Origin of the sequence: Streptococcus suis, from assembly GCF_029616525.1 — a bacterium.
Classification (GTDB): Bacteria; Bacillota; Bacilli; order Lactobacillales; family Streptococcaceae; genus Streptococcus; species Streptococcus suis_AF.
Window position 1 is genome coordinate 1 of sequence record NZ_JANFME010000004.1, and the last position, 26,448, is coordinate 26,448.

Annotated in this window: 18 protein-coding genes and 1 pseudogene; 3 read left to right on the top strand and 16 right to left on the bottom strand. The window is 41.1% G+C overall.

Annotation, left to right across the window (positions count from 1 at the left end; all coding sequences use genetic code 11):
• Window positions 1-2,834: pseudogene (locus NOL38_RS02450) on the bottom strand (accessory Sec-dependent LPXTG-anchored adhesin); the annotation flags it as partial.
• A 378-nt stretch (window positions 2,835-3,212) separates the two neighbouring features.
• Window positions 3,213-4,220, bottom strand: a complete 1,008-nt coding sequence (gene ccpA / locus NOL38_RS02455; protein ID WP_277941263.1) for a catabolite control protein A — start codon at window positions 4,218-4,220, stop codon at window positions 3,213-3,215.
• 209 nt (window positions 4,221-4,429) lie between these two features.
• Between ccpA and NOL38_RS02460 the strand changes: the two genes are divergently transcribed.
• Window positions 4,430-5,515 (top strand): M24 family metallopeptidase, encoded by a 1,086-nt coding sequence (locus tag NOL38_RS02460; RefSeq protein WP_024384331.1) that lies wholly within the window; start codon window positions 4,430-4,432, stop codon window positions 5,513-5,515.
• A 337-nt stretch (window positions 5,516-5,852) separates the two neighbouring features.
• On the opposite strand, the gene tgt is transcribed toward NOL38_RS02460, so the two are convergent.
• Entirely contained in the window at window positions 5,853-6,995 is a 1,143-nt protein-coding gene (gene tgt / locus NOL38_RS02465; protein ID WP_002935810.1) for a tRNA guanosine(34) transglycosylase Tgt, read from the bottom strand.
• 308 nt (window positions 6,996-7,303) lie between these two features.
• Between tgt and NOL38_RS02470 the strand changes: the two genes are divergently transcribed.
• Entirely contained in the window at window positions 7,304-8,146 is an 843-nt protein-coding gene (locus tag NOL38_RS02470; protein WP_277941264.1) for a DUF975 family protein, read from the top strand.
• A 294-nt stretch (window positions 8,147-8,440) separates the two neighbouring features.
• Here the strand turns inward: NOL38_RS02470 and NOL38_RS02475 are convergent, their stop codons facing one another.
• From NOL38_RS02475 to NOL38_RS02505, 7 genes are all read right to left on the bottom strand, one after another.
• Complete coding sequence (locus NOL38_RS02475; RefSeq protein ID WP_014636445.1) at window positions 8,441-8,878, bottom strand: CoA-binding protein; 438 nt, start codon at window positions 8,876-8,878, stop codon at window positions 8,441-8,443.
• Window positions 8,879-8,997: 119 nt separating this feature from the next.
• Window positions 8,998-9,753: a glucose-6-phosphate isomerase gene (locus NOL38_RS02480; RefSeq protein ID WP_277941265.1), complete on the bottom strand. Its 756-nt coding sequence runs from the start codon at window positions 9,751-9,753 to the stop codon at window positions 8,998-9,000.
• Window positions 9,754-9,765: 12 nt separating this feature from the next.
• Complete coding sequence (polA, locus tag NOL38_RS02485) at window positions 9,766-12,402, bottom strand: DNA polymerase I (protein WP_277941266.1); 2,637 nt, start codon at window positions 12,400-12,402, stop codon at window positions 9,766-9,768.
• Window positions 12,403-12,477: 75 nt separating this feature from the next.
• Complete coding sequence (locus NOL38_RS02490) at window positions 12,478-13,785, bottom strand: hypothetical protein (protein WP_277941267.1); 1,308 nt, start codon at window positions 13,783-13,785, stop codon at window positions 12,478-12,480.
• 169 nt (window positions 13,786-13,954) lie between these two features.
• Window positions 13,955-17,320 (bottom strand): FtsX-like permease family protein, encoded by a 3,366-nt coding sequence (locus tag NOL38_RS02495; RefSeq protein ID WP_277941268.1) that lies wholly within the window; start codon window positions 17,318-17,320, stop codon window positions 13,955-13,957.
• A gap of 11 nt (window positions 17,321-17,331) precedes the next feature.
• Entirely contained in the window at window positions 17,332-18,033 is a 702-nt protein-coding gene (locus NOL38_RS02500; protein WP_277941269.1) for an ABC transporter ATP-binding protein, read from the bottom strand.
• An 88-nt stretch (window positions 18,034-18,121) separates the two neighbouring features.
• Window positions 18,122-18,457 carry a helicase BlpT gene (locus tag NOL38_RS02505; RefSeq protein WP_277941270.1) on the bottom strand — a complete coding sequence of 112 codons (336 nt, stop codon included), beginning with the start codon at window positions 18,455-18,457 and terminating at the stop codon, window positions 18,122-18,124.
• Window positions 18,458-18,607: 150 nt separating this feature from the next.
• On the opposite strand from NOL38_RS02505, the gene NOL38_RS02510 reads away from it, so the two are divergent.
• Window positions 18,608-19,333: a hypothetical protein gene (locus NOL38_RS02510; protein WP_277941271.1), complete on the top strand. Its 726-nt coding sequence runs from the start codon at window positions 18,608-18,610 to the stop codon at window positions 19,331-19,333.
• A gap of 283 nt (window positions 19,334-19,616) precedes the next feature.
• Here NOL38_RS02510 and NOL38_RS02515 read toward each other — a convergent pair whose 3' ends face one another.
• The 6 genes from NOL38_RS02515 to NOL38_RS02540 form a co-directional block, all read right to left on the bottom strand.
• Window positions 19,617-20,183, bottom strand: coding sequence for a hypothetical protein (locus NOL38_RS02515; RefSeq protein ID WP_277941272.1), 567 nt, complete (start codon window positions 20,181-20,183; stop codon window positions 19,617-19,619).
• 19 nt (window positions 20,184-20,202) lie between these two features.
• Window positions 20,203-20,910 (bottom strand): hypothetical protein, encoded by a 708-nt coding sequence (locus NOL38_RS02520; protein WP_277941273.1) that lies wholly within the window; start codon window positions 20,908-20,910, stop codon window positions 20,203-20,205.
• Window positions 20,900-21,799 carry an ATP-binding cassette domain-containing protein gene (locus NOL38_RS02525; RefSeq protein ID WP_277941274.1) on the bottom strand — a complete coding sequence of 300 codons (900 nt, stop codon included), beginning with the start codon at window positions 21,797-21,799 and terminating at the stop codon, window positions 20,900-20,902. Before NOL38_RS02525 ends, NOL38_RS02520 begins: the two co-directional genes overlap by 11 nt.
• A gap of 443 nt (window positions 21,800-22,242) precedes the next feature.
• Window positions 22,243-23,109, bottom strand: a complete 867-nt coding sequence (locus NOL38_RS02530) for a helix-turn-helix domain-containing protein (RefSeq protein ID WP_277941275.1) — start codon at window positions 23,107-23,109, stop codon at window positions 22,243-22,245.
• Window positions 23,110-23,344: 235 nt separating this feature from the next.
• A complete protein-coding gene (gene tpx / locus NOL38_RS02535; protein ID WP_277941276.1) occupies window positions 23,345-23,830 on the bottom strand; it encodes a thiol peroxidase in 486 nt (161 codons plus the stop codon).
• A gap of 78 nt (window positions 23,831-23,908) precedes the next feature.
• The gene (locus tag NOL38_RS02540) at window positions 23,909-26,359 is read right to left on the bottom strand and encodes a heavy metal translocating P-type ATPase (RefSeq protein ID WP_277941277.1); all 2,451 of its coding nucleotides are present in this window, start codon (window positions 26,357-26,359) and stop codon (window positions 23,909-23,911) included.
• Window positions 26,360-26,448: the final 89 nt, after the last annotated feature.

Below are 26,448 nucleotides of genomic sequence, written 5' to 3' on the forward strand. Positions count from 1 at the left end.
ATTGACTCTGATACAGATTCAGAGATAGATTCAGATACAGATTCTGAAATTGACTCACTCACTGACTCTGAGATAGATTCAGAAACTGATTCGCTGATTGATTCTGATACTGACTCAGAAATTGATTCAGATACAGATTCTGAAATCGATTCGCTGACTGACTCTGAGATGGATTCTGACGTAGATTCAGAGATTGATTCTGATACAGATTCTGAAATTGACTCACTTACTGACTCTGAGATGGACTCTGATGTAGATTCAGAGATTGATTCAGATACAGATTCGCTGATTGATTCTGATACTGACTCAGAGACGGATTCACTAATTGATTCTGAAATCGATTCGCTGACCGACTCGGAAATTGACTCACTCACTGATTCAGAGATAGACTCTGATACAGATTCTGAAATCGATTCGCTTACTGACTCAGAGATGGACTCTGATGTAGATTCAGAGATAGATTCTGATACAGATTCTGAAATTGACTCACTCACTGATTCAGAGATAGACTCAGATGTAGATTCAGAGATAGATTCTGAAGTTGATTCTGAAACGGATTCTGAGATTGATTCAGAGACTGACTCGCTGACTGATTCTGAGATGGACTCAGACACTGACTCGCTGACTGATTCTGATACAGACTCAGAAATTGACTCTGATGTAGACTCAGAAATAGATTCGCTTACTGACTCTGAGATAGATTCAGATACAGATTCTGAAATCGATTCGCTTACTGACTCGGAAATTGACTCTGATGTGGATTCAGAGATAGATTCTGATACAGATTCTGAAATTGATTCACTTACTGACTCAGAGATAGATTCAGAGACGGATTCTGAAATCGATTCGCTTACTGATTCAGAGATAGATTCACTTACTGATTCTGAAATCGATTCGCTGACTGACTCTGAAATTGACTCTGACGTAGATTCAGAAATCGACTCGCTGACTGACTCGGAAATGGACTCTGATGTAGATTCAGAAATCGACTCGCTGACTGACTCGGAGATAAATTCAGATACAGATTCCGAAAGGGACTCGCTAACTGACTCACGGACTGATTCCGACAAGGATTCGACTACTGACTCACGGACTGATTCTGATACCGATTCGACTACCGACTCGCGCACTGACTCTGAAATAGAGTTTGAAATTGAATTAGAAAGCGACTCTGAATTTGACACTGACTCCGAAACAGATTCTGCAACTGACTCTGAAATAGAGTTTGAAATCGAATCTGAAAGCGACTCTGAACTTGACACTGATTCTGAAACAGATTCAGTAATCGACTCTGAAATAGAGTTTGAAATTGAATTGGAAAGTGACTCTGATTCAGATACAGACTCAGATTTTGATACAGACTCAGACTGCGATACGGACTGGCTGGTTGAATCCGACGGGATTGAATCTTGATTTATTCCATTTACAAAATATCCACCAATCGCTGTCCCTGCATCATTCGCGACTACATATGGTGCTGTATTTGAATTATAACGACCATATTTTAAATTAGAGGCATCTTCATAAACCGATGTTGCAACACTTGATGCTGCTACCAGTTTAATTTTTAACGTCGATAAATCCGATGTTGAGCCAGAATAAGCCGTAGTAAAGGTAATTGTATGGGTCGTAATCCCTATTGACTTACTAGTTGAAATATATTCAGTCCCTTGAGAAGTTGATCCAACATATGGATTAGATTTTGAAGTTGTTGAACTACCATCAATTAAAACATTTGTTGGGCTCCCCAAGTTCGAGTCCTGAGTGGTATCTATGTATATTCCCGTATAAGCGCCATTGTTCTTCCAATAAGTTGAAGTTAAAACCGCTGTAGGGTCATACACAACTGTCCATGAAATTGTCCCCTTTACAGAATCATATATTGCTGAAATACTTGTGATTGTATTAAGAAGTTTACTGGAGTCACCACCTGACCAATAATACTGTGTTCCTCCATCTGTAAAATCACTAATAGTAAATCCTGTCTGTGTAGAATTGATAGTAGTACTCAACGAAACAGTGAGAATATTATCAGATTTATCTTTTAGCAACTCTGTCCCTAAGGCAAGAGAGTTTGTTTGTAATGATGACACTATGGTCTCAATCTCTGCCTGTGTTACTGCTGAATTTCCTAACAACTGCTTAGCCATAACGATATCTGATTGTAGTGCAGCGAGAGCAGCAGCTAAGTCGCTATCCGATGCCGTCGATAGTTGAGATTCTGCAATTTTGATCAGAATTTCTCCTTCTGATACTACTTGTTCCAAGACTTGTTGCGGAGTTTCTTCTGATGTTGTTGATTCTGATATCGAACTCTCGGATAACTCTGATGTTGTTGATGAAGACTGACTATTTTCTGAAGCAATTGTCAACTCACTTAGCACACTAGACTCACTTGAAGAAGTAGATTCACTAAATGAAATTGACTCGCTTTCTGATATTGATTCACTTGTCGAAGTTGATACGCTATCAGATTCCGAATCACTTGTAGATTCCGAATCACTTGTAGATTCTGAATTACTGATTGATTCTGAACCACTTGTTGACTCGGATTCACTTACTGATTGTGAAGATACAGCTGATTCCGTTCCCACATCACTCATGTCAACAATATCTTCATTTGCCAGTACCAATGTAGTTATCTCAGAGGCAATTACCGTATCTTCGGCAAGAACTTGCTCTGCAGTTAGTCCTCCACCGACCACGGCACCTGCAGCTACCAATCCACGCAACAGCTTTGTAGCAGATTCTTGTCGATTCACAGAAGTTAATTTTATTTTTGAACTTTCAGAAGCGCTATGTTTCCCAAAATGAATAAAACCAATCTGTGACATCACAGTTCTTACCCAATGCTTCCCAGACTTGTGCATTTTTACTCGGCTTTTGCGCGAAACCTCTGTATATTTATTTTTATGAAGATTATCCACTAGTTTGTCCTTTCAAATTTGGAATAAATAATTTTTCTTACCCTTTTATTCTTTTAGAAAACTAAAAATTTTTTAAAAGACTTAAAAAAAAAAGCATTTTGTTTATAGTTTTTATTTTATAAAATTTTAGCGAAAAAGTCAATCTTTTTCTTGGTAAATCATCATATTTGTATTTTCGTCAAAAATCGCCAAAAATTATCTATTTATTTTGACTTTATCTGATTATTCTATGAACATTTGGATACAAAAAACTTGCCACAATTTTCTTGCGACAAGTTATCTAAACTATTTTTTAGTTGATTTCCGCACTTTGATTCCGTGGTTAAGAACTACCTCACGGTTTTCTAACTCTTCCTTGTGCATGATTTTGGTAAGCATGCGCATAGCAATTGCACCAATATCGTATAGTGGCTGATTGATAGAGGTCAGGTTTGGACGGGTAAACTTGGTCACTAGGGAATCATCACTTGTAATGATTTCAAAGTCTTCTGGAACCTTGACACCCATATCACTGACACCATTCAATAAACCAGCAGCAATCTCGTCTTCTGCAACATAAGCTGCAGTTGCTCCGGCATTCAAAATACGTTCTGCTAGAGCGTAGCCTTCCTCGTATTTATACTTGGATTCAAAAACTAATCCTTCGTTAAACTCGATTCCGTTGTCCTTCAAGCCTTGTTTGTAGCCTGCAAAACGAACTTTACCGTTGATGTCATCTACAAGCGGCCCTGATACAAAGGCAATTTTCTTGTTGTTCTTAGCTAATAGATTGACTGCATCAACACTAGCAGCAGCATAGTCAATATTGACGCTAGGTAATTGGTGCTCCAAGTCCACGGTACCAGCTAAAACAATCGGTGTACGTGAGCGTGAAAACTCCGCACGAATCTTGTCTGTCAAATGATAGCCCATGAAAATGATTCCGTCCACCTGTTTTGAGAATAGGGTATTCACCACATTGATTTCTTTCTCATCATTTTCATCACTGTTTGCTAGGACGATATTGTATTTGTACATATCGGCAATATCATCGATACCTTTGGCCAAGGTTGCAAAATAAGCATTAGCAATATTTGGAATCACAACCCCCACAGTGGTAGTCTTCTTGCTGGCCAATCCACGTGCAACAGCATTCGGACGATAATCCAAGCGGTCGATGACATCTAATACTTTTTTACGAGTATTTTCCTTTACGTTTTTATTCCCATTTACCACGCGCGATACTGTCGCCATGGATACACCTGCTTCGCGGGCAACGTCATAAATCGTTACCGTATCGTCAGTGTTTAACATACGTTATATACTCCCTTTCAATAGTTCTAGTTCTATGAAAATTACGCTTTCACTCAAGTATAGTGTATCACTTTTTGAAACCACTTTCAAGAGATAAACTCTATTTTTTTGATAATACTTGCAATTTTTTTCATTTTTTGGAACAATAGTCTATATAATAAACGAAATTTTCACTTTTTTTACCACTACATGCTAGAAAGGGCTCCACTATGTCAAAATTACATCATGTTAAATCCTACTTAGAAGCCAACAAAATGGACTTGGCCATCTTTTCAGATCCTGTCAGCATCTATTACTTAACGGGCTATCATAGCGATCCGCATGAACGCCACATGATGCTCTTTGTCATGCCTGACCATGATTCCCTCCTCTTCCTTCCGGCCTTGGATGTAGAGCGTGCGGTTGCGACTGTTGACTTTCCTGTAGCCGGCTATATGGACTCGGAAAATCCATGGCAGATTATCAAGAGCAAATTGCCACAAAAATCTTTCTCAGCAATCGGTGCAGAATTTGATAATTTGAATTTAACCCGCTACCATGGTCTTCAGTCTATCTTTAGCCAACCATTTTCAGACATTACGCCTCTGATTAATACTATGAAATTGATCAAGTCTCGTGATGAAATTGAAAAAATGCTGGTTGCTGGAGAGTTTGCAGATAAGGCTATGCAGGTTGGGTTTAACAATATCTCACTCAACGTAACTGAAACTGATATTATTGCTCAGATTGAATTTGAAATGAAGAAACAAGGCATCTCAAAAATGAGCTTTGAGACCATGGTCTTAACAGGCGACAATGCCGCAAATCCACACGGTATTCCCTCAACAAATAAAATCGAGAATAACGCTCTGCTATTGTTCGACCTAGGCGTGGAAACTTTGGGTTATACGTCTGATATGACACGAACTGTCGCTGTCGGTAAACCTGATCAGTTTAAAAAAGATATTTACAACTTGACTCTGGAGGCTCATATGGCCGCGGTCAATATGATTAAGCCTGGTGTGACTGCTGGCGAGATTGACTATGCCGCTCGCTCTGTGATTGAAAAAGCAGGTTATGGCGAGTACTTCAACCACCGACTCGGTCACGGTTTGGGAATGAGTGTCCATGAATTCCCATCTATTATGGAAGGCAATGATTTGGTCATTGAAGAAGGTATGTGTTTCTCTGTCGAGCCAGGTATTTACATCCCTGGAAAAGTTGGTGTTCGTATCGAGGATTGTGGTTACGTTACCAAAAATGGCTTTGAAGTCTTTACAAAAACACCAAAAGAATTACTGTATTTTGAAGGGTAATGAGGACCAATCGTTTTTTCACTCATCAAAGCTCGTTGACAACTGTTCATTTTGATCTTCAAAGAACATTAAATAGCAGTGCTGTGAAGCCAAATATTAAAATAAAAGCATACGATCATGTTACCGAGGGGGTTCATAATCGTATGCTCTATTTATTTGTATTTGTGTCTAACAAAATCTTGAGAAGATGTAACTGATACTCTTCGAAAATCAAAATCAGACGTCGTTGATTTGATTTGATGAACTTCAGTTCTATCTGCATCTGCGTCGCATAGTCTGATTTTGATTTTCATTGAGTATGAGAACAAGGCTAAGTCCACAAAGAAGGCTGTTTTATCTAAAAATTACGTCCATTTTTACCGTAACCGTATTTTTCCATAAAGTCTTGACGGAATTCCAAAAGGTTGTCATCCATGATTGCTTGACGGACATTTTTCATCAAATTAATCAAGAAGTAGAGGTTGTGATAACTTGTCAAACGAATACCGAACGTCTCGTCGGCCTTAAGTAAATGGCGGAGATACGCACGTGTATAGTTTTTACATGTATAGCAATCGCACTCTGGATCTAACGGTGTAAAGTCCTCAGCGAACTGAGCATTTTTCACTACAAGACGTCCACGACTAGTCATACAGGTTCCATTACGCGCAATACGTGTTGGTAATACACAGTCAAACATATCAACCCCACGAATTACGCCATCAATCAAGCTATCTGGTGCTCCAACGCCCATGAGATAGCGTGGTTTATTCTCCGGTAAAAGAGGGGTCGTGAAGTCCAGTACAGCATTCATTTCATCGTGTGTTTCACCAACAGCCAATCCTCCAATAGAGTATCCTGGAAAATCCATGCTAACCAAATCATGGGCTGATTGGCGACGAAGATCTTCAAAACCAGCACCTTGGACAATACCAAATAAACCTTGGTCATGCGGACGGCGGTGAGCCTTGAGACCACGTTCTGCCCAACGACTTGTTCTTTCGATGGATTTTTTTACATAGTCATAAGGCTGGTAGAACTGCGGACACTCATCAAAGCTCATCATAATGTCAGATCCAAGATTGTTCTGAATAGAGATAGCTTTTTCAGGTGACAGGAACATCTTACTACCATTGAGATGGTTTTTGAAGGTCACTCCTTCTTCTGAGATATTGCGACTATCCGCCAAAGAATAAACCTGGAAACCACCTGAGTCAGTCAGAATCGGTTGATCCCAATTCATAAATTTGTGCAAACCACCTGCACGCGCCACCAATTCGTCACCTGGACGAAGCCACAAATGATAGGTATTCGATAGGATAATGCCTGAACCCATCGCCTTCAATTCTTCAGGCGACATGGTTTTTACCGTTGCCTGAGTTCCAACTGGCATAAACATCGGAGTTGGAAAGGTCCCGTGTGGGGTAATGATTTCGCCCAAACGTGCACCTGTGTGCTTTTCTTTCTTAATCAAGCGATACTTGATTGGAACATCTGTCATGTTTTATTTACCTCCCGCTAGGAAAAACAGTCCTAGGATATTAGTTCTGGATTCACAGTTCAGCTCTTTCATATCATCCATAAAAGCACTTTACCTGGAAATACAGCTTCTCAATCTTGCATGGTCTAATCCATCAGAATGTCTTCTTATTTCAGCAATTTTTACCTTGTCTTCTACTTTTTTAATAGTAAATAGACAGACGCATCACAACAAACTGACAAATTACCACAGCACCTTCCAGTCTATCAAAAAAAGCCTAGCTTGTCATCTAGAATTATGTTACAATGTTGGGTAAGGAGGTTATGTAGATGTTTACAATTTCTAATATACGTGAGCGGGCTCGCCAAACACTAAACGAGACACCTGGTATCTATCAATTGGCTATCATCCCCGTCACTATTTCTGTTATCGTTCAGTTGATTTCTTTCTCTCGCAATAGCCTTGCTGGAGTAACAGCTGAGGAACTTGCCAGTCCTAGCTACTTTATTTCTACCTCCTTGTTTCCACTATTTTACGGATTGCTATTAGGACTACTGCACTTATCCATTATATGCACTATATTTCATCTTATCAAAGGGGTAAAAACTTCCACATCATTTAAAGATGTGCTGATGGTTTTCAATCATAAAGATTTCTGGAAAATCTTTCGAACCTACATTTTAAAAAGTTTCTTGCTCTTCCTTTGGGGACTACTGTTTTACCTTGGTATTGGTTTACTTATCGGGGCTGGAACGATGATTACAATCATAGCTGCATCCAGTCAATCCTTGGACCCTGATGCACTTCCTATGGAAATCCTTGCCATACTAGGGCTAATGGCCATGGGAGGTATCCTACTTATGGTTTTAGGAATTGCTCTTTATATTCCACAATTCTATGCTTATTCACAGGTAGAATATATCTTGTTTGAACAATTAGAACGCAAAGAATATACAGGTGCCTTTTCAATCATTAAATCTAGTCGAAAGTTGATGAAAGGTTACAAGTTTAAACGCTTTACACTTGATTTATCCTTCATTGGCTGGTTCCTCCTTGTCATTATTACATTTGGCCTGGCTGGTTTATATGTATGGCCGTATCACTATGCTGCACAAATGCACTTTCATGAAGAAATTTTAGATGATCAGGCTAAGAAAATGAGTTACGTATAAAAATAAGAGCGATATCTGCTCTTATTTTTATTTGCCTTTTGTGTCTATATTTAAAAAAAAAATATAGTAATAATTGGTACAAACATTTGGATTGTGTTATACTATAACTGAGGAGCGACAAAGGACTATTTTAGCCTGCTTGGTATTGGAGCAGATTTCTTCCTTTCTATTTTTTACGCCATGTGTAGTAATTTGTTCCAATTCTAAGTGCTCCTCCTTAGAGTCATCCGGCAGTTCAATGGTTCATTGAACTGCTTTTTCGATGAAAAAAGTCGGATAAATATACCCGACTTATTAGTATTGTTCTTTCATTTCAAGATATTCAATCTTGATACATTTATTCATGACAATATCGTTACGACCTGCCTGACGCAATAGTTTTTCTGCTTCTTGACTTTCTAAACCAAGTTGAGCCCAGAAAACTTTGGCGTTCGACTGGATAAATTCCTGTGCTACCTCTGGTAAAAATTCACTTCTGCGGAAAACATCTACAATATCAATAGGTTGGTCAATCTCTGCTAGACTACTATAGACCAACTCGCCTAAAATAGTCCCACCAGCAGCCTTGGGATTAACTGGAATAATTTTATAGCCCGCTTCCTGCATGAGCTTGGAAACGCGGTAGGCTGCTGTCTCTTCTCGACTAGACAAACCGACCACTGCAATGGTCTTAGCATTTTTCAGATAGTCAAAGATAATGTCCTGACTAGGATTTTGGAAGGAATAAGACATAGAGACCTCCTTTAATGTATATTAAATGTTAGAATCAATAAAAGTTTAATGAATAAGGTGTGCTATACCACAATCTTGTCAATTTCAACTCGTTACTGATTATAGCTTGTCTACCTTGATTATTTTTTAGCAATTTGGTACACGACATCCTTAACTTGCCCGATAACCTTTTTAAGGTTGGTCCGATCTTTATCGGTTCCTGGATCTAAGGAATAATAGATTGAACCCACAACCACGGAGTCATCATAAGCAGCTGTTGATTCCATCCGATAAAAAGTCAGACGAGCTAATTTTTGATCTGTTAATAACTGTCGCCCAACCTGCCATTCCTGACCATTGATTGTGACAACCGTCTTTTCACTGAAAGAATGATTTGTTTCAAGCATCCGTGCTTCTAATTCCTCCGGCGTCATATTGCGACCGTCTTCCAATGGAGACTGATTAAAAGCATTGATATTATAGAGTTGGACCATGTAATTGCTGGAACCTTCTTTAACATCATAGACTGCAGCGACTGTCTCATCCTGAGTATTTTCTGCATTAATTGTCCAAGTAGATGGCACATCATAATAACGGAAATATTCCTTGATATTCCCATTTTCATCTTTTTCAGCAACACCATTATTGGCCGCATAAATCTTGTGGCCTTTTTGTGTTTCGTCAGCAGGTGGTGTACTATTAACAGCTACAAGCTCTGCATTTGCTAGAACATTGAACTGTTCGTTCGTGGTATCCTGCTTTTCTTGCAAAATCGGTAAAGTGGTTGAAAACTCTTCCCCTGAGGAAGCTGGTGTTTTCTCAGTCTTCTGCGCTGTTTTTCCACAACCTGCTAGCAGAAGACTACATAGACCAATACAAAGAACTATCTTTTTCATGCTCTTCCTTTCTTACTTAGCTTCATACCATGTCGGTCCCTCATTTTCATCCGCAATCAATGGTACAGACAGGCTAATCGCCGATTCCATGGTCTCTTTTACCATGGCTTTTACCGTTTCTAGCTCTGCCACTGGGACTTCCAAAACAATCTCATCGTGTACTTGCAATAACATACGTGTCGCAAGACCTGCTTCAGTCAAAGCCTTGTCAAGATTAATCATGGCTACTTTGAGAATATCTGCAGCCGAACCTTGAATTGGTGAGTTGATGGCTGTTCGTTCCGCAAAATTACGGACATTGAAATTGCGAGAGTTTATATCTGGTAATTCACGACGGCGTTTGTAAATCGTCTCTACATACCCCTTATCACGTGCCTCACGAACAATGGTTTCCATGTAATTCTTAATTCCTGGGAAGCGTTCAAAATAGGTATCGATATAGGCTTTAGCTTCCTTACGTGTAATCCCCAAGTTATTGGATAGACCGAAATCTGAAATACCATAGACGACACCGAAGTTTACAGCCTTGGCATTCCGACGGTCATTTGGTGTCACATCCTCAGCTTTTTCGATACCGAAGACCCGCATAGCTGTCGAAGTGTGAATATCTGCACCTTGCTGGAAGGCCTCAATCAAATGCTTGTCCTGAGAAATATGAGCCAAGACGCGCAATTCAATCTGTGAATAGTCCGATGCCAAAAGGACACTATTTTCAAGCGATGGCACAAATGCCTTACGAATCAAGCGCCCTTGTTCTAGACGAACAGGAATATTTTGCAAGTTAGGGTCCGTCGAAGACAGACGACCGGTTTGAGTCAAGTCCTGCACATATCGAGTATGAATCTTGCCGTCTTCTAAAATGGCATCCTGCAAGCCGACTACATAAGTTGATTGAAGCTTGGTAATCTGACGGTATTCCAAGATTTTTGAAACAACTGGTGCAATTGGCGCTAATCGTTCTAAGACATCTACTGCTGTTGAATAGCCTGTCTTGGTTTTCTTGGTATATTCCAATGGTAGTCCCATCTCTTCAAAGAGAATGGTCCCAAGCTGCTTAGGCGAATTGATATTAAATTCCTGACCAGCTAGTTCATAGATTTCCTTGGTCAACTGGTCAATCAAAACTTCGTTTTCAGATTGCATAGCTTTGAGAGTCTCAGCTTCCACCTTAATACCAGCAATTTCCATCTTAGCTAAAACATTTGCCAGCGGCAACTCCATGTCAAACAAAAGATCTAATTGCTGATTTTCTTCTAATTTGGTCAACATCGGCTCTTCTGTCTCAATCAAAACCTGAACCTTACGTGCCAAGTGTGGGAAAAAGATCTCGCGTTCTGGCAAGTCTAACTTAGCACCCTTGCCATAAACTGCCTCATCTGGAACAAGACTGGTCTGACCATAGAGGTTGGCAATGGTTGTTAGGGAATTGTCCTCAACGGTGGAAAGCAAGTATTTGGCTAGACGGCTATCGAAAGTAGCTGGAGGTAGCGTAATCTCTTTTCGGTCGAGAAGAACTTTTCCACGCTTAAAATCATAGGTTTTTATGGTTTGGTTTTCTAAAAAGTCACGCAAGACTGGACTATCAAGTAGCTCAGGCCCTCCGACATAGATTTTCTCCTTATCTCCCCAAGCTAAACCAACCAAATCCTCTCGGTGATAATTTTCACCCAAGATTTCAAAATAGAAAAACTGGTCTTGTTTGAGCATAGCGGGGCTGATTTCCGTTACGATTTGGAAATCGAGTACCGCTTCCTCTTGCGATCTGGTCGTACCTAACTGAGCCCTTAATTGCTTGAAGCCCATGTCATCGTAGAATTGTCCTAGTTCTTCTAGCTTTGGACCTTGATAAACAATGTCATCCAGACAAATTTCGATTGGTGCCTGAGTATCAATGGTAGCAAGGGTTCGAGAAAGAAATGCTTGTTCCTTATCCGCAATCAGGTTTTCCTTCATCTTTGAAGCCTTCATGCTGTCAATGTTTTCGTAGATACCATCCAAAGAACCAAATTCTGTCAGGAGTTTTAGACCTGTTTTTTCACCAATTTTGGTCACGCCAGGAATGTTATCGGACTTATCTCCCATGAGTGCTTTGAGGTCAATAAACTGAGTGGGAGTGATACCCATTTTTTCCATGAGGTAGGCTGGAGTAAATTCTTCGAATTCGGCAACGCCTTTCTTGGAAATCTCAACTACGGTGTTTTCGTCTGTCAGCTGGATCAAGTCCTTATCTCCGCTGACAATGGTCACATCGAAAGGAATGTCCGTCCGCTCTGCCATTTTGTCCAAGGTACCGATAATGTCATCTGCCTCATACTGATCCAGTTCGTAATGCTTGACTCCCATGGCATCCAACATCTGACGGATAAAAGGAAACTGCTCACGGAATTCGTCTGGAGTCTTGGCACGACCTGCCTTATAGTCTGCATACATCTCGGTACGGAAAGTGGTCTTTCCAGCATCAAAAGCCACAAGAATGTGGGTCGGCTCAATCCGCTTCATCATATGGTCCAGCATGAGATTGAAGCCGTAGATGGCGTTGGTATGCAGACCGTTGGCATTCTTGAAGCGGTCGATTTGGTTATAGAGTGCAAAGAAGGCACGGAAGGCTACCGATGAGCCATCGATTAATAATAATTTATTTTTTTTCATGTTTCTATTATAGCATGGATGGAGAAGATTTGTGGGTGATGGAGGGCTGGAATAACAGAAAATCCCAGTCAGCGACTAGGATTTTTCTTTGCGATAATAAATGTTCTTTGCGACTACTAAACTATGAGGTTTTTCGTATTCTTGATCTAGGTAAGATTGGTAGGTTCCGGGTGCGATAAATCCACGCATACCAAGTATATCGGTTCCAGCTTGTCCAATCACAGAATCAGCCAAAAGGACGCAATTAGTAGACAGGACAAAATAGGTTTTAAATTTAGACTTTCTAAATTTGAATAATTCCGCATGTATTGCCTCTTTCATTCGATAGGCATACATTTCAATCGGCTGCCCATCTACCGTTTTCGATACTTTTTCAGGACTTGGATTCCAAGGAAGAAGCAGATTATCAATTTCAGCCAATCGAGTTTCTATTGCCTCTTCTTGCTCTGGTCTTAAGCTCAGCTGGTAACCTAACATGGTCATTCCTTCTTGATTACAAAAGTCAACATAGGCTTGGCGCTCTGCTTTGAACAAGACTCCATCACCAATCGCACCACCCAAACGCTCTGACAGGACATCATATGAACCAAAACCGTAGACCTGCCCTTTGTAACTCAAATCAACATGTCCAACTGCTCCGAACCCTTCTTCCCCAACGTGTACAAAGACTTCTAATGCTGGAAGCTCCGCAATTTCTTTGTGGCAGTTATAGATAGATTTAGCCGTTTGTCCCTTATTATCCGCCAAGTAATCATTGACTTTTTGCAGGGTCATACGAGGAATCAAAGCTGCTAAAAATAAAGGTAGGGGCAAACGGACATGGCGCTTAAGATTTTGTTGCTCAATAGCCTCCTCAAACAAGAAGCCATCACGCAGATTAGTTAGTCCATACAAGATCAGATAACCTCCGATGACAATAGTTTGAACAACCAGCTGTGTGCCTGACACAAATAGGGAAGCTGAACCTAGTAAGGATAACCAAATTCCATCTATTAAATAGCGAATCCGTGGCTGTACCCCATCTTTTCGATATAGGTAAAAAGTAATGAAATTGATAAGAGCTGTAAAAAGTTGGTAAATCCCAACAAAAATAGCCGCGAAATAGAGGGGAATTTGAACAGCTAAATCGAGACTGGCTAGGATCCCGAAAAGAACAGCCTTCCCAACTAGCGCAATGACACTTTCACTCGATTTCTTCTTTCTGAAAAATATCATGCTCAATTCATATAAAGCTAAAAAGAATAGACCTGCGTGAACAAATCGAAGAATCAGTCCTGGAAATTGCCAACCAGCAATTAAAAATCCAATACCGATGAAGACTAAGATTAGACCTTCTCCAACTAATTTTCGACCTGTTAATCCTAAATCACTTATTTTTTTCATGAGATGATTATAGCATACTTCTAGACTTGTGTTTACAGAAAAATCCTAGATGCACTAGGATTTTTTTGCTTTATAGCTGTGTTTCTCATATTTCAAATTAGTTCACAATACAGACTATCCGCTTTCGTGTTTTTAGGCTCAGGTTAAAACAGTCTATTCCCAGACTGTTTTAATCAACTGACTTCAAGGCCTCCAGCATATCCACCTTTCTCAGATGGTGATTGACGTACCAACCAAGAGCAGCCAAAATTCCACTAATGGCTAAGATAGGAATGAGATAGACTTCCAGTCCAACAGCGGGATTAAATCGAATGCTATCAGACCCAATCATTTCAAGGAGTAACCTGTGCAGATATATCCCACCTACTAGTCCGACCACAATTCCAATAATGGAAAGGACAATGGTTTCCCGATAGATATACATGGTCACCTCCCGATTATGGAAGCCTAAAACTTTTATTGTGGATAGTTCTCGAATCCGCTCGGACATGTTGATGATGGTGAGATTATAAAGTATGAATAGTCCAAGTAAGACAGACAAAAGAACTAGAATGGCCATAACGGTCTGAAGTGAACCTGCAATGGTAGTGAGCATGGCCATGAGGGATGTATTTTGCACCAGACTTTTGACTGCTGGCATGGCTAGAAGCTGGCTAGCCAATTTCTGTACATGACCTGTCTTATCATTTTTCAGTTGCACCAGATAGGCATTAGCTGTCTTTTGATGACCGGTCACTTGCTCGTAGTAACCTCTGGTCATATAGATAAAGTGCCCCGCGTACATATCCGCCACAGCTGCGACCCTGACCTGCACTTCCTTGTCTTCCAGAGTAAGTCCTATTTTATCCCCGACACTGACTCCGTAGATTTGGGCTAGTTTTTCCGTGAGGACAATGCCCCTGCCACTCAGCTGGATAGCTTTACCAGAAGAATCTTCAAGACTGACTAGATTTCCCAAGTCCTGACGGTCTGAAATATACAGTCCAATGGAAATATTTTTTCTCTGGCCACTAGTTTCTACTGTTTGACTAAGCTGTTCAAAAGCCACTGGCAAGGATTGACCAACTTGATCCGACTGGAGAAAGTCTGTTAATTTGTCTAAGTCCTCCTCATCTGCTCTGCTATTTTCCACTACCAACAGATCATAATGAATGAGTTCCCCAAACTGCCGTTGGACAACCCCTGAGATAGAGGAGCGAATGCCTAAGCCGCCGAAAAGGAGGGCGACAGTTCCTGCCACACCGAAGATGGTCATGAGCATACGGAGCTTGTAACGAAAGATGTTGCGGGCAGTCACCTTGTGGGTAAAGCTCAGGCGGGACCAGATAGCAGGCCATTTTTCTAGCCAAATACTAGAACCTGCTGCTGGAGGTTTTGGAAGGAGAAGCTGGGCTGGCTTCTCTGTCAATTCTCTCTGTGCCACCAGATAGGCAGGCAAAACGGAAGAAATCAATGATAGGAGCACGGCTAAACCAGTCCAGTGGGGATAAAAGTGTAGCTTGGCAGGTCCGATCACCGTCGTCTGTGTGATAATACTCGAAATGATAGGTGATAGGACAAGATTTCCCGCAAAGATGCCGACAAGAGTACCAACTAGGCCAGCTGCGAGTCCATATAGTAGGAACTTGGCCATGATTTGCCTATTGGTATAGCCAAGGGCCTTGAAAATGCCTGACTGGGTCCGCTCCTCATCAACAAAACGAGCCATGGTGGTAAAGGTGACTAGAGCAGCGACTAAGTAGAGAACTACCGGAAAAACATTGCCTACTGCTGCAATGGACTTGGTCGCATTGCTATAGGTTGTGTAGCCATCACCACCTGGTAGGCTGGATCTGGTGTAAATTTGATAAGGTGATTTTTCCAGCTTGCTCAGGTCGGACTTGGCCTGGGCAATATCTGTTTTGGCTTGGCTGATTTCTTGATTGGCTTTTGCCTGTTTTTCAGACAATTGGGATTGAGCTTGAGTCAATTCCTTGTCAGCTGCTTCCAAGTGCAGTTCTTCTTGACGCAAGGTCAAGTCAGAAGATTCCAATTGACTGACACCCCATTCATAATCTGATACACCCTTTTGATAGGCTGCTAGACCTTGCTCATACTGAGCTAAACCAGCCTGGTAGTGGGCCAAACCAGTCTGGTATTCCTGGTTCCATGATTGATAGTCCGCTAGGCTTGCTTCATATTCTGCAACTTTTGATTGGTAATAATCATAGTTATTGATATAGTCTTGGTTGGCTTGCTCATAGTTAGCCTCAAGTTGATCTAGGCGAGCTTTTTCTGCGTCCAAGGCTTCCTGTCTAGCCAATAAGTCAGGATAGTCTGACAAGGTTTGGCCAGCTTGAACTTGATTGGCAATCAGCTGGTTCACATTTTGTTGGTTTTGGTACCAGTTGGCACGACCAGTTGAAATTTGAGAAGCTGTTTGACCGAGCTGGGCATTTTGCCTATCCAATTCAACTTTTGCCGTATCTAAACGCTGAACCGCTTTGTCCAAAGACTCTTGGTTTCCTTCTAAAAAAGAAGCTGTCTGGTCTAGTTGGCCCTTGCGACTATCCAACTCTTTTTTACTTTCATCCAATTGAAACTTGGTTTGCAACAATTGGGCAAGGACGGCTCGTAATTCTTCCTCTGATTGTAAGAGCTTAGCCCGTCCACGCGCAAATTCACTGCGACCACTTGCTAGTTGTTCTTGCCCAGAGGCCAATTCTTCTGCCGCTTGATTCAGCTGAGATTGAGCTTGGGTAATTTCTTTTTCTCCTTGGGAAATTTCCGTTTGCCCTTCTGCTTGAATGGCTTCCAACCGCTGTTCATCATTATCTTCTAATAGCTTTTCTAGGTCTTCTTGATATTGGTCCAGTTTCTCTTGATAGGCTTGACTGTAGTAAGGTAAATTTTGTAAATCTTCATAGACAATTCTGGCAATTGTAAAAACTTCCGATTGAAAAACTTCCTCCGCAACAACTCCATAGCCAGCCAGTTGTCCATCACCACTTGTGGCCAGTCCCATGGTTTCATTGTCCCAAATTTCTGACGAAGCCACAAAACCAACAACTGTAAAGGTGGTTTGGGTCAGGATGGTACCATCCTTATCTGGCTCAGTCACCTGAAAGGTGTCACCCAAATTGTAACTTGCTTGTAGGGAAGGAGACAGAGCAATTTGCCCCTTTTGACTGGGCAATCGGCCTTCTAGTAGCTTATAAGTTGAAATGGATTTGGGAGCAGAAAAGAGTCGGACAGCCGACTGTTCCTTGCTTGTCACCACATCCTTAAAATAGCTAGCCTCTACTGTCGCACCTTTTAGTGCCTCCAATTCGTCCAGGTCAGCTTGACTAAGTCCCAGACCTGAAATTACCGCCAAATCCATCGTTCGATGACTGGCTATATAGGCTTGGGCCGTCTTTTCCATATTGGGAGCTGTTACTTTCAGTCCTGTCAATGCTAGAGCTCCCAACATCATCAGGCTAAATATGGACAAAAAACGCCCCTTGGAAGAAAGCAGAGATTGTCTCATATCCTTCCAGTAGATTTTCTTTTTCATCATGTCACCCACTAATATTCTAGACTAGCAATATCCTGCGGATCTGCATTCAGCTCAACAGAATGCACACGGGCATCCCGCATCCTAATGACCCTATCTGCAATAGGAGCCAGAGAGCTATTATGGGTCACGATAATCACCGTTGCTCCTTGTGTGCGGGACATATCTTGCAGGATTTGCAAGACCTGCTTACCTGTTTGGTAGTCCAGAGCGCCAGTTGGTTCATCGCAAAGCAAAATTTTAGGCTTTTTGGCAACAGCACGGGCAATGGCAACCCGTTGCTGCTCACCGCCTGAAAGCTGAGCGGGGAAATTATTGATTCGATGGCCAAGTCCGACCTCTTCCAAGACTCCCTCAGCATCCAAGGCATCCTTGACGATTTCCGCAGCCAGTTCCACATTTTCCTTGGCGGTCAGATTGGCAACCAAGTTATAAAATTGAAAGACAAAACCTACATCGTCTCGGCGGTAGTTGGTCAGTTCATGACTAGACAGCTTGGCGATGTCCACACCGTCAATCCAAACCTCCCCCCCATCGTTGCTATCCATGCCGCCTAAGATATTGAGCAGAGTGGATTTGCCCGCACCAGATGAACCCAGAATGATGACCAACTCACCCTGCTCAATCTCAAAGGACACGCTGTCATTGGCCACAATGGTCGCATCCCCCATTTGATAGTATTTTGACGAATTCTTTACTTGGATGTAGGACATGGCACACCTCGCTTCTTCTCTTCCTAACAACTGTATTCTTACTACTTATTATAGCACAAAAGAGGGTTTTCACCCTCTCCTTCATCTTTTACACTTGGGCAATGGCAGAGCCACCATAGAGTTTGAGTTCTTCTCTAATCGTTTCGTAGTAATATCGGTCAAATGCCCGCCAAGCCTGCCTGCTGGTTTCACTCAATCGCAAATCGCCCAGTCCAACCAAAAAACTGGTCGAACGGTAGAATTTCTCAATCGCAATCAGTTCTGTATTGGTGGCCGACTTGGCCTCCGACAATATGCGAGTCGTCTCTGTCAGATTATGTTGCAATCGCTGTTCATCAGCTGTCCCTACTTTATCTGCTTGAAAGGCCTGATTCAAGTCTTGAATGAGGGCCAAAACATCCTGAATAACCTGTGTCTTTTCCATAAAAGACCCTCCTTGTTTTTGATAAATTTAGTATATCAAATTAGACAAAGATATTCAAGTCTATTCAGACTGACTGGGTTGAATTTTCGAGCAGTCTATGCTACAATACCTCGGTACGCAAACGCGACCATTTAGAAAGGTTTTGAACATTTGAAAAAACTATCCCTATCTCCATTTGCTTGGAGTACAATCTATCTGACTCTTTCTTGGTTGATTTTCTTCTTCCAAGTGCCACTATTTAACAAGTTAATCCAAGGCCTCTTCCAGTTTAACCTAGAAAACATCAGCAATCTGATCCAAGACCAGCTGGTCCAGGGCTGGGTGCGACGAGCTATACTGCTTCTACTTGTTATGGTCCTCATCTGTCTGGTTGAATGCGTACTCTTCTACTTAGTGACTGGTAAGCTCATCAAGACCTTCAAGCTCCTGGATGGTAAGGTTAACACCTTCATACTTTGGGGCTACCGCCTCTTGTTCTGGGGATCAATCGGTTTGATTATCTTTGGTTTGGTGACTAGCCTTTCAACTGGTCTGGACTTATGGAAAAATATCCAAGCCCTGCAAGAACTGGATGTTCAGACGATTGGGGCAGATATTCAGGCTCTGATAGCTGAAACTCCTCTGACAAAAATCGGTGATGTGCAAGCCTTGTTTGACAGCATTCAAGATTATATTCGTGACAACAGCCTCTTGCTAGCAAGCAAGGAATCACTGGTAATCCAGGTATCAAAACTCCACTCGCTTATCAGTGTCTGGTCAACTGCCTATCCAGTCCTACTTGCCCTGCTCAGCTATTTCCACATCAAAGACTGGTGGAGCAAGCGGACGCCAGGCAAGCCAATCGTCAAAATCAGTCTAACCATTGAGCGTCAGTAAACTTGTTGAGGCTAGGACAAAAGTCCTGGCCTCCTTCGTTTTTTTCAATAGTTAAACTTGACGCAGTGGTTGAGTGGGCTCTAATTAGCTGATTTTATCAACTTTTACAGCCCTACTCAACTGTGCAGGGGTGGGACTACAAAATCGAACCCTGCGGGTTACCGATTTTTGTCCCACTCCCTTTTGCTGGCAAAAAAAACGATGCCCGTTCAGACACCGTTATATCTTGATACAAGCCAAGCCACAATCCAACATGGATACCTGTTTATGATGAGTAATCATCCTAATCACCCTTTCTGATGCTAACATCGGCATAGGCATCTATTTTGAGGATACTTGCCTTATTAGCTCCTTCTTCAGGAACTTCTAGTAACTTCGCCCCGCTATTCAACTTGACATCAAAGCCTCCATCGTAACTTCTAGGCAGAGTAATATCTACAGTACCATTCCATGTATCAACGTAAATTTCTTTAAACGTAGCACCTTTTGCCAATTCAATTTTTGCTTTTAAACTACTCTTCCCACTTGCGACGGTAACTAACTTAAAACCCTTTTTACCCAATGGTATATAAGCATCGTTTTCACTAATATCCGCCTTCTCAAGTGTTGACATTGCTGCTTCAGAAATTTTCCCTGTCAAACTAATCGTCGTCACTTCTTGCTCAGTTTCCACAATTTCAAGTTCAAAAGGTTGCTCACTACCATAGATTTCAATTGTATTAATCTCTTTGCCTGTTACTGTCCAAGACTTAGCAATCTCTACATCTGTTTTGTCACTCTCTAAACTTAGGTAAATCGCAACTCCTAAAAAAGTAATGATTAAAATGAAAAATGGAATTATTTTTTTCATTACAAGTGCCCTCCTTAAACTATTTAAACTCCCTACTAGAAAAAAGTAAGTACGAACTCAATAAATAGACAACACTAAATATCAATGCAATCAGACTAGACGGAGTAAAAAATTCTGTTTGATTAGTGATTAACTTGACCTGATTAAAAAGAAAGAAATGAGAAAAGACATCATTTGCCAAGAGACTTGTTGTTACATACGAGACTAAATTATCAAACATCAAGACAATCATAGTATAAATAAGGTAGGCTTGATAAATCTTATCTACATACTGAAAAATAAACAGACATAGTAGCGAAAAACAGAGATGAAATGGCAACTGTTTAATGAGCAGGTCAAATGCTTCACCCACATCTACTTGTCCATTCAAAAAAATTCTACATACAATTACTGTAAAAAATAGTAAAAGCGTATATGCAAAACACAGGGACAAGGTTTCAAACAATTTATAAAAGTAAACTGAAAAACGAGAGGAGCTTTTTATGATTGCATGGTTAATGGTGCGATTGGTAAATTCTTCTCCCCAGACTAGATTACAGGCACTTGAGAAGAACAGAGGTATAAATCCTGCCACTGATGATAAAATCATCGTAACACCTCCTTGTCCATCAGTCTCTCTCATTAAATAAGCAAAGAGTGCTCCTAAAAGAATCACCAGAGAGACTGGAAAAATTAAACTCCTTTCTTTCCATACCCTATAAAAGTCTGATTTCACTTTATGGAACATGAGGAACCTCCTCTCTTGTAATCAAAGATAGATAATAGGATTCAAAACTCGGTTGAAATTTAATGATTTCCTCGATTTGAATCTCATTTTTCCGTAAACAATCAATAATCCAGCTAGTTGATTTTCCACTTTCTGAAAGCTCAATTCCTTCGTCGGTCACTATCGCCTCAATTCCCTCGGAAAGCAACACTTCAAGCGCTTCATGCTCCTTATCCACTCTAACAATCCGTTTGGTTTGGAGTAGGTTTTGCAAGGTATCTTTTTGGATTATTTGCAAAACTTTTCCTTTGCTCATGATGATATACTTATCAACGACTAAGTCTAATTCAGACAAGATATGACTTGAAACTAGAATAGTCATACGATACTCATTTTTCAAAAGTAGAAGAATCTCACGAATTTCCTTAATACCCACAGGGTCCAGACCATTTATTGGCTCATCTAATATAAGTAGTTTGGGCCAATCACAAATCGCTAGTGCAATTGCTAAACGTTGCTTCATACCAAGAGAAAAATCTTTCACTTTTTTCTTAGGATCCACACCCTCAAGTCCAACCATACGTAAAAGATTTTTGACTTTGTCTTTATCCGTTCCGATTCCTAAGCCAATCATTTGAACACGAAGATTATCGCCTGCAGATAAATGGGGATACAGAGCAGGTGACTCTACAATACAAGAAACAGCTTGACTCTCTAAACCACTTATTTCTCCAGAATTACTCGAAATTAAGCCTGTAAGAATTCGGATTAAAGTAGTCTTGCCTGCACCGTTTTCTCCTACTAGACCACAAATTTCTCCACAGTTAATATCAAAACTAATATTATCTAAAACTTTTTGCTTTCCGTAAGTTTTGGATACTGCTGTAACATTTAATAATGTATTTGCCATAGCAACCTCCTAAAAAGAAAAGTCGATAGAAAAGTGACAAACTATCGACCAGTCAAGTTATTAAATTATTTGGTGAACGGAACCATGTAAACTAATCCCAGCAAAGGAAACCGATTCCATACCAATAGTATAGACAAATTTGACCAGCTGTTATTTTTGTTTTTTCTCTCATTTTCAATTTTCTCATGGTAGGGTTTTTGTAACCCCTTTCATTCATAGTTTATCATAACCCTTTTATCTTGTCAAAAAATATTATAAAGAATCTATATATTTTACAACTATATGCAGATATGTATTCTCTAAGTGATATAATTAAAAGAATTTTGCAAATTAAAAACGCAGAAATCATGTTAGCAAATTGGCTAATTCCCTGCGTTTAAATATGTACAACTCAATATTTTTATCTACTATCAACTTTTACCAATCTTTGGTCATTAGAGTTCCTAGATTTTATCTTCTTCTATATATCGCTCCAAATTCAATTCCATTTGTCGGTTAGCATCCAATTTATATAAAAAATATGCCTGACGAAAATGTTGATTCGCACTCTCTGCATTTCCAAGTTCTTCATGGACATTACCTAGTAAACAAAATAAATCGGGTAATGAATAATAGCTTCTGTGTGACCTACAAAATTCGATGGCCTTTGTGATGCTAGCTATAGCTTGAATGTAATCCTTCTTTAGCCATAGGTAACGTGAAATGTTATATTGAAGCTTGATTTTTATTTCCAATTCTTCAATCGTGATAGGTTGGAAATTATCCGTTTTTTCTATCAGTCTTTCAAATTGTACATCAAATAATTCTTCATCATTAACATCAAAATAAAAATTTAGGAGTGTATTTGATACTTGTAAAAAAAATAAATTAGAACTCTCCAATTTTTCTAGTAAATATTCCATTTTAGATATGGCTTCCTTCTTTTTATCATAAAAATAAAAATCGACTAATCCACCTATCCACTCTAAGTATAATTGATTTGCTACCGATAAACGATGTTTATTATTAGACTCCAATTCATAAACATATCGTAGTCCTTGGTAGTCTCTATGGACTAAGAAATTTCGGACAACAGTTTTAAATTCTACTAATTCCTCCTCCTGCTCAGAAACAGTGTCTTCAAAAAAGTAATTCATCGAAACATTTAGTTTTTTTGATAATTCAAAAAGCAATTCAGAGCCTGGAGTATAGGCGCCACTCTCAATTCTACTAATTTGACCTTGTTTACATACACCTTCTGCCAATTCTTTCTGAGATAATTTCATCTCTTTTCTTTTTTGTTTTATCCTAGAGCCTAGTTGTATACTCATTGTTGTTACCTCACTCGTATTATACAACTATTCTAGCACTTATAAATTTTAAAGACAATAAAAATATCCATTTGCATATTATTTATGAAATCTGTATCAGAATATGTATGTTATCTCCTCGTTTCATACTAAATCATGAACATCCCTTCTTATCACAACGTATCATCACAATAAATTTCTAGCAGGATAACTGAGCGTCAAAAAACGATGCCTGTTCCGACACCGTTATATTCTTTTATTTGACAGCCTCTAGAGCCGCATCATAGTCTGGATGTTCGTTGACATTATCCAAGTATTCTACATAGGTGATTTGGTTGTCAGCATTGAGGACAAAGACCGCACGCGCCAGCAAATTCCACTCCCGCATGAGCACACCGTAGGATTTACCAAAGGCATGGTCATAGTAATCAGACAGGGTGATGGCATCTTCAAAACCTACAGCACCACACCAGCGTTTCTGTGCAAAGGGCAGGTCAGCTGAAACGGTGATGACAACCGTATTGTCACGGTCAGCCAACTCCTGATTGAAGCGACGAGTCTGGGTATCGCAAATCCCTGTATCAATAGAAGGCACCACACTGATGACCTTGGTCTGCTTGCCAAAGTCTTTCAGGCTTTTCAAGCTCAAGTCATTGGCCATGAGGACAAAGTCAGGAGCCGTGTCTCCCACTCGCAACTGCGGACCTACCAAGGTCACCGGTTTTCCAATAAAGGTTGTCATAAACATCTCCCTTGCACTTAATATATCTATTGTAAGCGTTTATGTAAAAAAATACCAGTTTTTTGACTGGTAATTTTGCTATAGTTTGTAGTTTTTCAATCGCAGAGCGTTCAAAACGACTGACACTGAGCTGAGGGCCATGGCTGCACCTGCAAACATAGGATTGAGCAGAGGTCCACCAAATACATGTAACAGACCCATGGCGATTGGAATGCCAATCACATTGTAAGCAAAGGCCCAGAAAAGATTTTGTTTGATGGTTCGCATGGTTGCCTGGCTGAGTTTGACAGCCTTGACCACATCAAAAATATCACTATGCATGAGGACAATGTCGGCAGACTCAATGGCAATATCAGTCCCTGAACCAATGGCTAGACCCACATGGGCTTGAGCTAGAGCTGGGGCATCGTTGATGCCATCCCCTACCATGGCGACTGTCTTGCCCTGTTCTTGTAAGAACTTGACTTGGTTGGCCTTGTCATCTGGCATGACCTGACTGACCACCTGCTCAATGCCGACTTCCTTGGCAATGGCCTGGGCAGTTTTTTCATTATCTCCTGTCAGCATGACCACTTCTAATCCCATGGTTTGCAGAGCCTGGACAGCCTGACGGCTGGTCTCTTTTACTTTATCAGCAATGGCAATGACTGCTAGTAATTCTTGCTGGCTGGCTAGGAAAACAGGCGTCTTAGCTTGATGGGCAAATGTTTCCGCAACTGCACTTCCTTTGGAAACATCAATTCCCTGTTCCCACATCAACCGTTCATTTCCCAGATAGATGGTCTGCTCTGCTATTGCCACCGAAAGACCACGACCAGAAAGAGCCTGAAAATCTGTGGCAGGCAAGAGATCAATCTTTTCTGTCTGAGCTGCTTGTAGGAGAGCCTGAGCCAAGGGATGCTCGGAAAATTGTTCGCTACTTGCTGCCAGCTGGAGGACCTGCTCACGATTTTTAGTAGACAAAAGGTGGATGTCTGTCACTTGTGGCTTGCCCTCAGTAATGGTCCCAGTCTTGTCGAAGACAATGGTGTTCACACCTTGTAGGGTTTCAATAGCTTGACCAGACTTGAACAGTAGACCATTTTCCGCCCCTTTTCCAGTCCCAACCATGATAGCCGTAGGGGTTGCCAGACCCAGAGCACAAGGGCAGGCGATGACCAAGACGGCGATGGTGATGCTTAATGAAAAAATCCATGATTCTTGACCCAAGAAGTACCAGGCCAGACCGGAAAAGAGAGCCAAGCCCATGACGACTGGTACAAATATGGCAGATACTTGGTCAGCCAATTTGGCGATGGGAGCCTTAGACCCTTGAGCCTCTTCTACCAAACGAATAATCTGAGCCAGAGTCGTATCACGACCAACCTTGGTAGCCTGCATGGTAATGGCACCTTGCTGGTTTAGGGTACCGCCAAAAACATTATCACCTAGAGCTTTCTTCACTGGTAGGCTCTCACCCGTCAGCATAGACTCATCCACACGTGTCTGGCCTTCGAGAACCTGACCATCAACAGGAATCTGCTGACCTGGACGAACAATGACCTGGTCACCGACCACCACTTCTTCAATCGGCACTTGTATTTCCTGACCATTTCGCAAGACCTGAGCCGTCTTAGGAGTCAGATCCATCAATTTCTTAATGGCCTCAGAAGTCTGACCTTTAGCCCTAGCTTCAAAATATTTTCCTAGGGTAATCAAGGTCAAGATAACGGCGGCTGATTCAAAATACAGTTCTGGATGGTGACCGTGCATGGCCACTTCTTTCCCCATCAGAAGAAACGCAATCATCAAAAGACCTTGAACCAAGGCTGCCCCTGTCCCAACAGCAATCAAGGAATCCATATTGGGATGGCCTTGCAAGAGAGTTTTAAAGCCTTTTTTGAAAAAACTGCGTCCGATATAGAGGATAGGGATGAGCAAGATGACTTGGCTGATCGCATAGACTAGCGGTTGGTGGAGCAAAGCTGGTAATGGAAGCCCTCCCCAAGGCAACATAGGACCCATAGCAATATAGAGCAGGGGAAGGGTAAAGACTGCTGACCAGACAAATCGATGCCACAGCTTTTCTTCCTTGCTCGGTCCCTTGTCCGCAGCCCCTTCTACTTCTTCTGGTCGAATCAGCTGATAACCTGCTTGCTCAACTGCCCTTTCAAGACTAGCTGGATTTTGCCTATCACGGCTATAACGGATAGTCGCCTTTTCTGTTGCCAGATTGACAGAGACTTCTTCTACACCCTCTAGTTTTCCCAGAGCTTTTTCAACCATCAGAGCACAGGAAGCACAGGTCATACCTGAAATATCATAAGACTCGGTCACCAAATTATCGACTAACTGATAACCCGCCTTTTCAACTGCCTGACGAATGTCCTCTAGTCCCAAAATCTTTTCATCATAGCTAACACTCAATTTTTCAGTCGCTAGGTTTACACTGACTTCTTCTACTCCTGCTAATTTACCAACCGCTTTCTCAACCGTCATAGCACAGGAAGCGCAGGTCATACCTTGAATGGGATAGCTTGCTTGTTTCATAGGTTACTCCTTTTCCGACTACATCTGTAAACAAATTATACAATATACGACTACATTTGTAAACAAAGTTGTTTCAAAAAAGTAGATTG

Bases quoted from the DNA above. Each gene is read 5' to 3' on its own strand.
- polA (WP_277941266.1), bottom strand. From the start codon at position 12,402: ATGAAAAAAAATAAATTATTATTAATCGATGGCTCATCGGTAGCCTTC.
- tgt (WP_002935810.1), bottom strand. From the start codon at position 6,995: ATGACAGATGTTCCAATCAAGTATCGCTTGATTAAGAAAGAAAAGCAC.
- tpx (WP_277941276.1), bottom strand. From the start codon at position 23,830: ATGACAACCTTTATTGGAAAACCGGTGACCTTGGTAGGTCCGCAGTTG.
- NOL38_RS02520 (WP_277941273.1), bottom strand. From the start codon at position 20,910: ATGTTCCATAAAGTGAAATCAGACTTTTATAGGGTATGGAAAGAAAGG.
- NOL38_RS02505 (WP_277941270.1), bottom strand. From the start codon at position 18,457: ATGGAAAAGACACAGGTTATTCAGGATGTTTTGGCCCTCATTCAAGAC.
- NOL38_RS02525 (WP_277941274.1), bottom strand. From the start codon at position 21,799: ATGGCAAATACATTATTAAATGTTACAGCAGTATCCAAAACTTACGGA.
- NOL38_RS02480 (WP_277941265.1), bottom strand. From the start codon at position 9,753: ATGAAAAAGATAGTTCTTTGTATTGGTCTATGTAGTCTTCTGCTAGCA.
- NOL38_RS02470 (WP_277941264.1), top strand. From the start codon at position 7,304: ATGTTTACAATTTCTAATATACGTGAGCGGGCTCGCCAAACACTAAAC.
- NOL38_RS02515 (WP_277941272.1), bottom strand. From the start codon at position 20,183: ATGAAAAAAATAATTCCATTTTTCATTTTAATCATTACTTTTTTAGGA.
- NOL38_RS02530 (WP_277941275.1), bottom strand. From the start codon at position 23,109: ATGAGTATACAACTAGGCTCTAGGATAAAACAAAAAAGAAAAGAGATG.
- ccpA (WP_277941263.1), bottom strand. From the start codon at position 4,220: ATGTTAAACACTGACGATACGGTAACGATTTATGACGTTGCCCGCGAA.
- NOL38_RS02475 (WP_014636445.1), bottom strand. From the start codon at position 8,878: ATGTCTTATTCCTTCCAAAATCCTAGTCAGGACATTATCTTTGACTAT.
- NOL38_RS02540 (WP_277941277.1), bottom strand. From the start codon at position 26,359: ATGAAACAAGCAAGCTATCCCATTCAAGGTATGACCTGCGCTTCCTGT.
- NOL38_RS02495 (WP_277941268.1), bottom strand. From the start codon at position 17,320: ATGAAAAAGAAAATCTACTGGAAGGATATGAGACAATCTCTGCTTTCT.
- NOL38_RS02500 (WP_277941269.1), bottom strand. From the start codon at position 18,033: ATGTCCTACATCCAAGTAAAGAATTCGTCAAAATACTATCAAATGGGG.
- NOL38_RS02460 (WP_024384331.1), top strand. From the start codon at position 4,430: ATGTCAAAATTACATCATGTTAAATCCTACTTAGAAGCCAACAAAATG.
- NOL38_RS02490 (WP_277941267.1), bottom strand. From the start codon at position 13,785: ATGAAAAAAATAAGTGATTTAGGATTAACAGGTCGAAAATTAGTTGGA.